Origin of the sequence: Brevundimonas bullata (assembly GCF_003350205.1) — a bacterium.
Lineage (GTDB): Bacteria > Pseudomonadota > Alphaproteobacteria > Caulobacterales > Caulobacteraceae > Brevundimonas > Brevundimonas bullata.
In genome coordinates this window covers 92,842-103,424 of sequence record NZ_QLLC01000013.1, presented here as the reverse complement: position 1 = coordinate 103,424, position 10,583 = coordinate 92,842, and the positions used below count along the sequence as shown (strand labels likewise).

At 62.4% G+C, this 10,583-nt stretch carries 9 protein-coding genes; 4 read left to right on the top strand and 5 right to left on the bottom strand.

Annotated features, from left to right (window positions below):
* Positions 1–52 precede the first annotated feature (52 nt).
* From DXK21_RS08385 to lepA, 3 genes are all read right to left on the bottom strand, one after another.
* Complete coding sequence (locus DXK21_RS08385) at positions 53–1,045, bottom strand: HNH endonuclease (RefSeq protein WP_114817329.1); 993 nt, start codon at positions 1,043–1,045, stop codon at positions 53–55.
* Positions 1,046–1,051: 6 nt separating this feature from the next.
* Positions 1,052–1,258, bottom strand: coding sequence for a hypothetical protein (locus DXK21_RS16495; protein WP_162790606.1), 207 nt, complete (start codon positions 1,256–1,258; stop codon positions 1,052–1,054).
* 141 nt (positions 1,259–1,399) lie between these two features.
* Positions 1,400–3,208 (bottom strand): translation elongation factor 4, encoded by a 1,809-nt coding sequence (gene lepA, locus DXK21_RS08380; RefSeq protein WP_114817328.1) that lies wholly within the window; start codon positions 3,206–3,208, stop codon positions 1,400–1,402.
* A 453-nt stretch (positions 3,209–3,661) separates the two neighbouring features.
* Between lepA and DXK21_RS08375 the strand changes: the two genes are divergently transcribed.
* Positions 3,662–4,774, top strand: coding sequence for an NAD-dependent epimerase/dehydratase family protein (locus DXK21_RS08375; RefSeq protein WP_114817327.1), 1,113 nt, complete (start codon positions 3,662–3,664; stop codon positions 4,772–4,774).
* A 65-nt stretch (positions 4,775–4,839) separates the two neighbouring features.
* A complete protein-coding gene (locus tag DXK21_RS08370; RefSeq protein ID WP_114817326.1) occupies positions 4,840–5,853 on the top strand; it encodes a UDP-glucuronic acid decarboxylase family protein in 1,014 nt (337 codons plus the stop codon).
* Between the two features lie 86 nt (positions 5,854–5,939).
* Here DXK21_RS08370 and bcsS read toward each other — a convergent pair whose 3' ends face one another.
* A complete protein-coding gene (bcsS, locus tag DXK21_RS08365; RefSeq protein ID WP_162790605.1) occupies positions 5,940–6,650 on the bottom strand; it encodes a cellulose biosynthesis protein BcsS in 711 nt (236 codons plus the stop codon).
* A 262-nt stretch (positions 6,651–6,912) separates the two neighbouring features.
* Here bcsS and DXK21_RS08360 point away from each other — a divergent pair, with 262 nt between their 5' ends.
* Positions 6,913–7,962, top strand: coding sequence for an endo-1,4-beta-xylanase (locus DXK21_RS08360; RefSeq protein ID WP_162790604.1), 1,050 nt, complete (start codon positions 6,913–6,915; stop codon positions 7,960–7,962).
* Here DXK21_RS08360 and DXK21_RS08355 read toward each other — a convergent pair.
* Positions 7,949–9,379 carry a glycosyltransferase family 2 protein gene (locus tag DXK21_RS08355; protein ID WP_245945151.1) on the bottom strand — a complete coding sequence of 477 codons (1,431 nt, stop codon included), beginning with the start codon at positions 9,377–9,379 and terminating at the stop codon, positions 7,949–7,951. The two genes, DXK21_RS08360 and DXK21_RS08355, sit on opposite strands and share 14 nt — an antisense overlap.
* A 452-nt stretch (positions 9,380–9,831) precedes the next feature.
* On the opposite strand from DXK21_RS08355, the gene DXK21_RS08350 reads away from it, so the two are divergent.
* Positions 9,832–10,512, top strand: a complete 681-nt coding sequence (locus DXK21_RS08350) for a hypothetical protein (protein ID WP_162790603.1) — start codon at positions 9,832–9,834, stop codon at positions 10,510–10,512.
* Positions 10,513–10,583 lie beyond the last annotated feature (71 nt).

Below are 10,583 nucleotides of genomic sequence, written 5' to 3'. Positions count from 1 at the left end.
CTCCTCAGGAGCCTGAATCAGATCGCACGCCGCAATTCAATGGGTCCTGAGCCTAGGCGATAAACACCTGAGTTCGATGATATCCTAGATATTTACTATGCGCCGCGCCGAACGCGTCCATACGCCAGATCGCCGCTGACTCGCTCATTCCTGAGCGTTGCCGCATCAAATTTTCGAAGCCGAGCCTACGTAGATCGTCGTCAGGCACGCGCGGCGACACCAGCACGTCTCCATCATCGCCAAAACTGATGAAACCTCGATCAAATAGGTGATCCGCATCTGGCGTCAGCAACAGGCCGTTCGCGCCATCCAGCCGCTCCGCCGCGGTTCTGCACACCCGCCAAGGCTTAATGTGGCTGGCGATCAGTAGGGCAGGGTTGGTGATTCCGGTCAGTCGACACGCGCGTTCGCGCGCCTCAACGTTCTTGCGGAACGCGCCTTGACCTCGCCGCGCTTGGATCACGGTCTCTTTGATCGTGCTGTCTAACGTGGCATCGACCTCGAGCCCCTTCTGGATGGCGTCGTCCAGCATTTCCGTCACGGCATCGAAAGTCAGGCTATTCCCACCGCCCCGCGCCAGCACATCGGCACTAAACACGGCCTCCGCCACCACCATGTCAAAGACCTCTGAGGGTACGCTTGCTAGATAGGCCTTCTGATTGCCGTTGCCTGTAAGTGCGCTGATCGGCGAGTACTTTTGAGGCAGTAACGGTCCCAGACGCTGGATCATCGCCTTGGGTCGCACGGGCGGCGATAGCGGTGTCCAGTATACAGGCAACAACCAACCCTCATGATCCCAATAGGACCCGACGTTGCCGAACTCCGCCGGCTTGGGCGCTGTAAAGGCGAACTCCGCGACCCGACCCACCCAGGCGACCTGCCCGTTCGCATAGGACATAACCACATCGCCGGGTGAGGCGCGGCGCATATTATCGTAGAATTGGCTGCGTGCGCCGTTCCGCTCGGTCTTTGGCGACCATAGGTACTGGCCGTCAATCTCCTGACGTAGCGTCTGCTTGTGATTGACCCACCAGTAGTTCGGCATCGTGCGTCAGGCGCGGCCCGGCCGAAATGGATTGTGGTCAAATCGGATCAGGTCATGCTTCTCCGCGAACCACGCAACGAAGGCCGCCGGCTCGTCACCGTCGCGCCAATACCGAGCTAGATCAGCATCGCTCAACCCGGCGTCCATCGTGTTGATGCACCAGTCCCGCTTCATCACTCGATTAACGGTTTGAACCCAGCGCGCTTGATCCATCAGCAATCTCCTACCTACGGTAGGTTGTCTTGATTTGCGCGTTCACGCCAGCTTGCGATCAGGATGTCGAAGCAGCCGTGGACGAAGATGGCCTTCCGTTGGTCTGAAACACTGGGTCAGGACCGTGGGGGTCGAGCTTCCTCAATCCTCATCCATCTTCAGGGCCGCAATAAACGCTTCCTGCGGGATTTCGACCTTGCCGAACTGGCGCATACGCTTCTTGCCGGCCTTCTGCTTCTCCAGCAGCTTCTTCTTGCGGGTGGCGTCGCCGCCGTAGCACTTGCTGGTCACGTCCTTGCGCAGGGCGCGGACGGTTTCGCGGGCGATGATCTTGCCGCCGATGGCCGCCTGGATCGGGATGACGAACATGTGGGGCGGGATCAGCTCCTTCATCTTCTCGACCATGCCGCGGCCGCGCGTTTCGGCGCGGGCGCGGTGGACCAGCATCGACAGGGCGTCGACCGGCTCGGCGTTGACCAGGATGCTCATCTTGACCAGGTCGCCGACCTTGTAGTCGGTGATCTCGTAGTCGAACGAGGCATAACCCTTCGAGATCGACTTCAGGCGGTCGTAGAAGTCGAAGACGACTTCGTTCAGCGGCAGCTCATAGACCACCAGGGCGCGGCTGCCGACGTAGGACAGCTCGACCTGGGTGCCGCGGCGGTCCTGACACAGCTTGATGACGCCGCCCAGGTATTCGTCGGGGGTCAGGATGGTGGCCTTGATCCACGGCTCGCTGATGGTCTCGATCTGCATCACGTCGGGCAGGTCGGCCGGGTTGTGCAGGTCGATCTCGCGCCCGTCGCGCAGGCCGATCTTGTAGACGACCGAGGGGGCCGTCGCGATCAGGTCCAGGTTGAACTCGCGGCTCAGGCGCTCCTGGATGATCTCCAGGTGCAGCAGGCCCAGGAAGCCGCAGCGGAAGCCGAAGCCGAGCGCTGCGCTGGATTCCATCTCGAAGGTGAAGCTGGCGTCATTCAGGCGCAGCTTGCCGATGGCGGCGCGCAGGTCCTCGAAGTCGGCGGCGTCGACCGGGAACAGGCCGCAGAAGACCACGGACTGGACTTCCTTGAAGCCCTTCAGCGGTTCGGTGGTCGGCTTCTTCTCGTCGGTGATGGTGTCGCCGACGGCGGCGTGGGCCACTTCCTTGATCTGGGCGGTGATGAAGCCGACCTCGCCGGGGCCCAGCTGGTCCACCGGGGTGTTCTTGGGCAGGAAGACGCCGACGCGGTCGACCAGGTGGGTCGTGCCGTGCTGCATCATCTTGACCCGCATCCCGGTCTTCAGCACGCCGTCGAAGACCCGCACCAGCAGGACCACGCCCAGGTAGGGGTCGTACCAGGCGTCGACCAGCATGGCCTTCAGCGGGGCGTCGACGTCGCCCTTGGGCGCCGGCAGACGCGCGACGATGGCTTCCAGCACGTCCTCGATGCCGATGCCCGACTTGGCCGAGCACAGGACGGCGTCCGAGGCGTCGATGCCGATCACGTCCTCGATCTGGGTGCGCACGCGCTCAGGCTCGGCGGCGGGCAGGTCGATCTTGTTCAGGACCGGGACGATCTCGTGGTTGTTGTCGATCGCCTGATAGACATTGGCCAGGGTCTGCGCCTCGACCCCCTGCGACGCATCGACCACCAGGATCGAGCCCTCGCACGCGGCCAGGCTGCGCGACACCTCATAGGCGAAGTCGACGTGCCCCGGCGTGTCCATCAGGTTCAGAACATACTCCAGCCCGTCCTTGGCCTTGTAGTTCAGGCGCACGGTCTGCGCCTTGATGGTGATCCCGCGCTCCTTCTCGATGTCCATATTATCAAGAACCTGTTCCGACATTTCCCGTGCGGTCAGCCCGCCGGTGTGCTGGATCAGCCGGTCTGACAGCGTGGACTTGCCGTGGTCGATATGGGCGACCACAGAGAAATTACGGATGCGTTCGATAGGGGGCGTCGTCATGGTCTGGCGCGCTTAGCATCCGCCGGGCGGGAACGCTACGGAAACGGCGATCAGCGTGTGGGCGACAGCGCCGCAGAGCGCGGGGCTGGGCGCGCGACCCCTGCGACCGTCCCCTTGCATCATAAGTATCGTTCGCAAGTTGCGGGCGAAGATGACAGGTCCGGTTGCTGATTTCGTCACAGAAATCGCGATTGTCTTATCTTTTGATTTTCTCAAACGTAAATTGTTAATTGTCGATTAACTATGCCGGAACTGTTCTCCGCAAATCGACGTTGCCGCCATGGAGTTTGGGCTGTGTCCGGGATGGGAGTGGGCGGTCATGAGCGGTCAAAGACATATCTTTGAATGTAGCGTCGACATGGGGCGTTCTTGTTCTGAGAACGAGAAGATCCCTGTGACGCCGGGCGCCAGCGTATCCATCATTTTCATCTATAGCTGACGCTGGGAATAGAGATGGGTGACACTGTTCTTATTACCGGCGGCGCCGGATTCGTGGGCCGACATGTCGCCAGCGCCTTGTTGGCCCAGGGCCACAGGGTTCGCGCGCTGGACGCCTTGATCGAGCAAGTCCATCCCAGAGGCGTTCGCCCCCCGGACCTGGACCCTGAGGTCGAGCTTCTGGTCGGCGATATTCGCGACGAGACCATGGTTCGCCGGGCGGTGGCGGGGGTCGACAAGGTGGTTCACCTGGCGGCGGAAGTCGGCGTGGGCCAGAGCATGTATGCGGTGGACCGCTACACCTCGGTCAATGATTACGGCACCGCCGTCCTGTTCCAGCAGCTGATCGACCATCCGGTGCAGAGAGTGGTCGTCGCCTCGTCCATGAGCATCTATGGCGAAGGTCTCTATCGGACGGTCGACGGCGATCTGATGCAGGATGTCGTGCGCGGGCGTCGCAACGCCGACGGATCATGGGACCCGATGGACGCCCAGGGCCGGGCCTTGATCCCTGTCCCGACGCCGGAAACCAAGACGCCGACGCTAAAGAGCGTCTATGCGATCAACAAATATGTTCAGGAACTGCTGACGCTGACGCTGACGGCTCAGTACGGCATGGAGGCGGTGGCGCTTCGTCTGTGGAACATCTACGGGCCGGGCCAGGCGCTGTCGAACCCCTATACCGGCGTGCTGGCGATCTTCGCCTCCCGTATCGCCAACGGTCATCCGCCGATGGTGTTCGAGGACGGACGGCAGAGGCGGGACTTCGTCCATGTCTCGGATGTCGCGCGGGCCTTCCTGCTGGCCCTGGACTCTCCGGCGGCGAACGGCGAGGCGTTCAACATCGGCTCTGGCGAGGATCGCTCCGTAGAGCAGGTGGCGCGCCTTCAGGCCGCGTCTATGGGGCGGGCCGATCTGGAGCCCCTGATCACCCAACAGGCCCGCGCCGGAGATATTCGTCACAATATTCCGGATTTGACCAAGGCGCGAACCGTTTTGGGCTATGCAGCCCGCCAGGACTTTTCGGAGGGGTTGGCGGAGCTTGCCGAATGGGTGGCGCGCCAGGAGGCCGAGGACCGTGTCGTCGAGGCGCGGCAGGAACTCGAGATGCGGGGGCTGGTCCTGTGACCCCCGTCGTCGATGACATGATGGGCGGTCGCGCTGTCCATTTTCGCGGAGCGTGTGAAGTGCCCATGACGTCCAGAATTCGCAATCAGCACGTCCTGGTCGCCGGCGGTGCGGGCTTCCTGGGGTCGCATCTGTGCGATCGGCTTCTGGCCGAGGGGGCGCGGGTGGTCTGCCTCGACAATCTGCTGACGGGCGGTCTGGGCAATCTGGAGGGCGCGCTGGGCCATCCTCACTTCGAATTCGTCCAGGCCGATGTCGTCAGTCCCTTGCCGGCGGCGGTGACGCGGCGGCGGTTCGACCGAATCTATAATCTGGCCTGCGCGGCGTCGCCGCCCCTGTACCAGGCCAACCCCGAGCACACGCTGATGACCAGCGTGCTGGGCACCAAGCATCTGCTGGATCTGGCGCAGGAAAAGGACGCACGCTTCCTGCTCAGCTCGACCAGCGAGGTCTATGGCGACCCCCATGTCCATCCGCAGCCCGAGACCTATTGGGGCAACGTCAACCCAACGGGGCCGCGCGCCTGTTACGATGAAGGCAAGCGCTGCGCCGAGACGTTGAGTTTCGATTTCGACCGCGCGGGGCGCGGCGAGGTGCGCGTGGCGCGCATCTTCAACACCTATGGCCCGCGCCTGTCGGCCGAGGACGGCCGGGTGGTGTCCAACCTGGTCAGTCAGGCCCTGTCGCAGGCCGACATCACGGTCTTCGGCGACGGCAGCCAGACCCGTTCCTTCTGCTATGTCGACGACCTGGTCGGCGGCTTGATGGCGCTGATGGAGCATGACGGGCCGCAACCGGGACCGATCAACCTGGGCAATCCCATCGAACTGACGGTGCGCGAACTGGTCGATGTGGTTCTGGAGCTGACGGGATCGTCGTCCGAGGTGATCTATCGCCCCTTGCCGACCGATGATCCCAAGCGGCGTCGGCCCGATATCTCCAAGGCGGCGGCCGTGCTGGACTGGCGTCCGACGACGTCGCTGACCCAGGGGCTGAACGCCACCATCGACTGGTTCGACGTCCAGGCCCGTTCGCGATCGGTCAAGACGCTGGCGGACGTCGTGGCCCTGACGGCCTGACCGGCCCGCCGCGAGGCTCCGGCGTCGATCTCGGTTTGAATAGAAGGCGCTCGCCTCTGGCTGAAACAGTCAGAGGCGAGCGGGCCTTAGAAGCTTCGGCTGAGGCCGATCGCCAGATAGGGCTCGGTGTCGTCATCGCCTTTGCGACCGCCCACGGACACGCGCACCTCGGTCCCTGTCATGGGCTGGAAGGCCACGAGGGCGCCCAGGGATTGCCGGTCATAGCTGGGGTCGCCCTCGATGATGGTTTCCAGGCCCAGGCGCAGTCCATTGGGTCTGACGGCGCGGGTGGCTTCGCCGCGGATATAGTAGTCCTCGATGCTGAAGGCGTAGGAGGCGTAGCCGCCCACGCGCCAGGCTCCGGCGTATCGGGCGCCGTCGATTGAGACCATGCCGTCCCACTGGCCGCCCTCCCTGCGGTTTTGCGGGTCAGGCCGAGACAAGTCGGTGTTGGAGTAGCGCGCGCCGGCGGCCAGGTTCAGATAGCCCCAGTCGCCCGAGCGACGGTTCACCAGCGACAGCTCGAGATTGATAAAGTCCGCCTCGATGTCCGCGCTGTTGCGTCTGTAGTCATAGGCGCCGGCCGAGGCGACGGGCCGAACGGCCCAGCCCTGATCGGGCTGCGCGCCGGGCAGGGGGATCAGGGCGCCGGCATAGGCGAAATGATCATCGGCGATGAAGCCGCCGCCAAAGACGACAGGTTCGTCCTGGGCCAGGGCCGGCCCGGCCAGGCAGCAACTGATCAGGGTCATGGCAAGCATGAGTTTCGGCCGGCTGTGACGCAGTGCGACGGACATAGGCTGTATTCCTCCCATTAAGCTTGGCCGTAAGCAGAACGCTTTGTCGTGAGTCGCGGTTCCGCCTTATCAAATGACATCAAATGAACAGAGTGACCTGGTTTGTGTGGTGAATGCTGAAGCCCGTGCACCACTCATTAAGCTTGGTTCGGCAGTTTGGCTTCAATATTAATGATGGATCTGGTCGATGCGTCTCTTTACGACACGTCGAAGCTTTCTGGGCGGCGTATTCGTCGCGCCCCTTCTTATGGGCGCCGCGCGTTTGAGCGACGCGCCCGGCGGGATGGATGCGACGAAAAACCGACGCCCTGGACCCTATCTGGGGGCTGCGGTTCGGATCGATCAGATCGAGGCGGATGCCCGATTGGCGGAGGCGGTGCTGCGCGACTGCGCCTCTCTGACGCCCGAAATCGACATGAAGTGGGACGCCTTGCAGCCGGGGCCGGGCGACTGGCGCACGGGTCCGGCGGATGGTCTGGTCGCCTTTGCGCGTCGCCACGGTCTTGAGGTGCGCGGCCATACGCTGCTCTGGGATCAGAGCACGCCGGCCTGGGCGAAGGCGCGACTGGAACGCACGCCGGGCGACTGGAAGATCGTCGCCGACTATTTCCAGGCGGTCCTGGGCCGGTATGGCGATGCTGTCAGCGAATGGGACGTGGTCAACGAGCCGATCGACAGCGAGGCCCCCGACGGCCTGCGCGCCACGGTGTTTCAGAAAGCCTATGGCCCAACCTATATCGAGCGCGCCCTCCACGAAGCGCGGGCCCATGCGCCCAACGCGCGCCTGGTCCTCAACGACTACGGCTTTGACTATGACAATCCGGTCGAGCATCAGCGTCGCGCGGCCTTTCTCAGGCTTCTGGAACAGTTGAAGACCAGCGGGGCGCCGCTGGACGGGGTGGGGGTTCAGGCGCATCTGGACCTCAGCAAGGGGCCGTTGAAGCGCGAGATTCTGGCGCCCTTCTTTACGCGGATCGCCGACCTGGGCCTGAGCATCGCCATCACCGAACTGGATGTGAAGGAAGACGGTCGCCGGGGCGACGTGGCCGAACGCGATCGGAAGGTGGCTGACCATGTTCAAGCCTATCTGGACATTGCTCTGGACCAGCCCTCGGTGACGGGATTGACCACCTGGGGACTGAGCGATCGCCATTCCTGGTTGCAGAAGCAGCCCATGCATCCATCGGCCAATCCGACGGGCATGAATCGCGGCCTTCCCTACGACGGCGCCCTGGAGCCGAAGCCGGTCTACTGGACGATTCAGCAGGCCGTTTCCGGCGCCAAGGGTCCATCGACGCTTACGAGCCGCTGACGGCGGGGGTTCGTTCGGATCGGATCAGCGCCTCGTTGGCGTTGATCTTCTCCGTCCGCTCCCACACCAGGCCGCCGCTGCGCATGTACATCCAGAAGCCCAGCCAGATCGGGATCAGCCAGACGACCCACCAGATCATCAGGAAGAGCGGGTTGATCTTCAGCATGTAGTAAAGGCGGTCCGAGGTGCGGGTCAGGACCAGGGCGGTGCGGCGCCACGTGCTGATATAGAGACCGATCATCGTGAGCACGAAGGCGGTGATATTGATCAGCGACAGCCAGAACAGCCAGGGCGGTATGGCCGCGTTGTTCGCCCCATAGGTCAGGGCCCATATCCCGGTGGGGAAGCCCAGGGTGTTGACCCATAGCGAGGCGCACGGCAGGAAATTCATCCAGGCCTTCATGGTCTGGCTCATTGAAAACTTGAGTTCGGTCAGCGGCAGGCTGAGGCTTTGAAGGAAGCCGCAGACCCACCGTTTCCGTTGCGTGATGCCGCGCCCGAAGGTCAGGGGCACTTCTTCGATCAGGGGCGCCTCGACGACGGCCAGTTTCTTGCCGGCGGCCCAGAACCGCATCCCCACCTCGGGGTCCTCGATCGCCATCCAGGGATGGAAGCCGCCGAGCCTCTGCAGGTCGCGGGCGCGGAAGAAGACGCCCTTGCCCAGAATCCAGTAGGGGTGTTTGCCGTCGGCGGTCAGGTGCCGGTATTTGCGACCGTCCCAGGCCATGTGGTCGAAGGCGTGCCAGCTGGCCGCAAGACTGGCGTTGAGGTTGCCGGCGACGTTTTCCGCCTGAATGACGTCGTGGGTCAGCATTCCCGCCGCGCCGGCGCGGAAGTGATCCCGCGGGGGGCAGCTGTCGGCGTCAATATAGTCGATCAGGAAGTCTTCGCCCTGAGGAGCGTCTTCCAGGGCGTGATAGAGGGCGTAGATCAGCTGTCGCGTCTTCTTGGGCGGCAGGTTGCGGTCGTGGGCGAACTTGCCCTCTCGCCACCAATAGGCATGGGGGTTCTGGTCCCAGTCCTTCCAGACGATGTCCCACGACGCATGGCTGGTCGGCGGGATCTTCGTGATGGTCAGGAAGTCGAACTCGGTCTGCAGGCGTTCCAGGCTGGCGATCGTGGCGTGGTCGTCGGCGTTCGGGATGGCGGTGACGCTCCAGCGGTCCTTGGGATAGTCCAGCCGGGACAGGGCCGTGAAGGTCGTGCGCATCGTCTCCTCCATCTCGTGAAGCACGGGATAGAGCAGCAGAATTCGCGGCGTTTCATCGTCGGGCGGCGCGGTGGCCGAGCTCACCAGATTCACCGGGCGCGTAAACAGGTACAGGTCCACCAGGAAGGTGAGGCCGTACAGCAGCTGTGCGATGGCGAAGAGCGTCAGCCAGATGGCCGGGCCCGATATGGGATCGATGGCGTTCACCTTGAAAGTCCCCTCCAGACCGCAAGCCTTATGCGGCGCCAAACATATATGGTTGGTCAGGCCCCCCAGCGGGGCGATCACAAGATGCCCAACGCGCATCCTCTCATCTAGATGCATCCGTAATTGCAAAGGTTCTCTTGTTTGGGGAATTCTACTGTCTAGTCGTTGTTGTTAGCGGTGTTCACATGGAATGAATACGTTCACGATCCTGTGACTGTGCTTGAAAATAAACGTTTTATCGTCCCGTCCGTGTGCTCATTTCATGGATGAAGAACGGGCGACCTGTTCAATAAAAAAACAAATGATCAGTCTGAGCAGATTTTCGCCCGTTTCTGGGTCGTTTCGGCCGGTTTTGAGCCTTGGGAGGGCCAGGGAACGTCCTCCTGTGTCTCTGATTTGTGGTGTCGGAGGCCGAGGGGCCTTCCTTTAACCAAGCTATCGGAGGGTTCATCGTGACTAGAAAACTCATGACTTCGGCCTTTGCGCTGACAGCCGTTCTGGCCTTGGGCGTCCTGCCTGCAGCCGCCCTGACCAGCCCCGGCGGCGGCGGCGGAGGCGGCCCTGGCAGTGGTGCGGGCACCAATGTCGAAGACTCGTACAACGATAACTCGTCAGTCGATTACGATGACTCGTTCAACGACAATCGGGAAAATAAATCCGAAGTCGATGTTGATGACTCGTATAACGACAATTCAAAGATCGAAGATTCGAACAACGATAATTCGAAGATCGAAGATTCCAATAACGATAACCGTGAGTGGAAGTCTGAGACCGATGTCGATGACTCCTATAACGACAACTCAAAAATCGAAGACTCGTACAATAGCGATTCTTCGACGAATGACTCGAACAACGACAACTCGGATAATTCCACGACCAATATGCGGGTCGCCATGTCGCTTCAGCATCTTGAAGCGAGCGTGAGCGGCTTCGAGTTCGATATCGGCGGCGGCGGCCATCGTGACGACGACGGCGGTTCGCTGAGGACCGGCGACATCAGCAACTCGGGCGGCGCCTTCGCAGGCTTCGCCGGCATCCAGACCGCGACCTACAATACGGGCTTCGCGTCGACGAACCAGGCGGCGACGGCGATCAGCGCCAACGCCAACGTCACCTTCGGCAACGGCGGCTGACGCAAGGATCGGGGCCGGCCAGGCGTCACGCCTGGCCGGCTTTGTTCTCGTCTGGTTCAGGGAGGCTGCAG

Excerpts from the sequence above, each read along its gene's own strand:
- DXK21_RS16495 (WP_162790606.1), bottom strand. The coding sequence starts at position 1,258 with ATGGATCAAGCGCGCTGGGTTCAAACCGTTAATCGAGTGATGAAGCGG.
- bcsS (WP_162790605.1), bottom strand. The coding sequence starts at position 6,650 with ATGTCCGTCGCACTGCGTCACAGCCGGCCGAAACTCATGCTTGCCATG.
- lepA (WP_114817328.1), bottom strand. The coding sequence starts at position 3,208 with ATGACGACGCCCCCTATCGAACGCATCCGTAATTTCTCTGTGGTCGCC.
- DXK21_RS08370 (WP_114817326.1), top strand. The coding sequence starts at position 4,840 with ATGACGTCCAGAATTCGCAATCAGCACGTCCTGGTCGCCGGCGGTGCG.
- DXK21_RS08375 (WP_114817327.1), top strand. The coding sequence starts at position 3,662 with ATGGGTGACACTGTTCTTATTACCGGCGGCGCCGGATTCGTGGGCCGA.
- DXK21_RS08385 (WP_114817329.1), bottom strand. The coding sequence starts at position 1,045 with ATGCCGAACTACTGGTGGGTCAATCACAAGCAGACGCTACGTCAGGAG.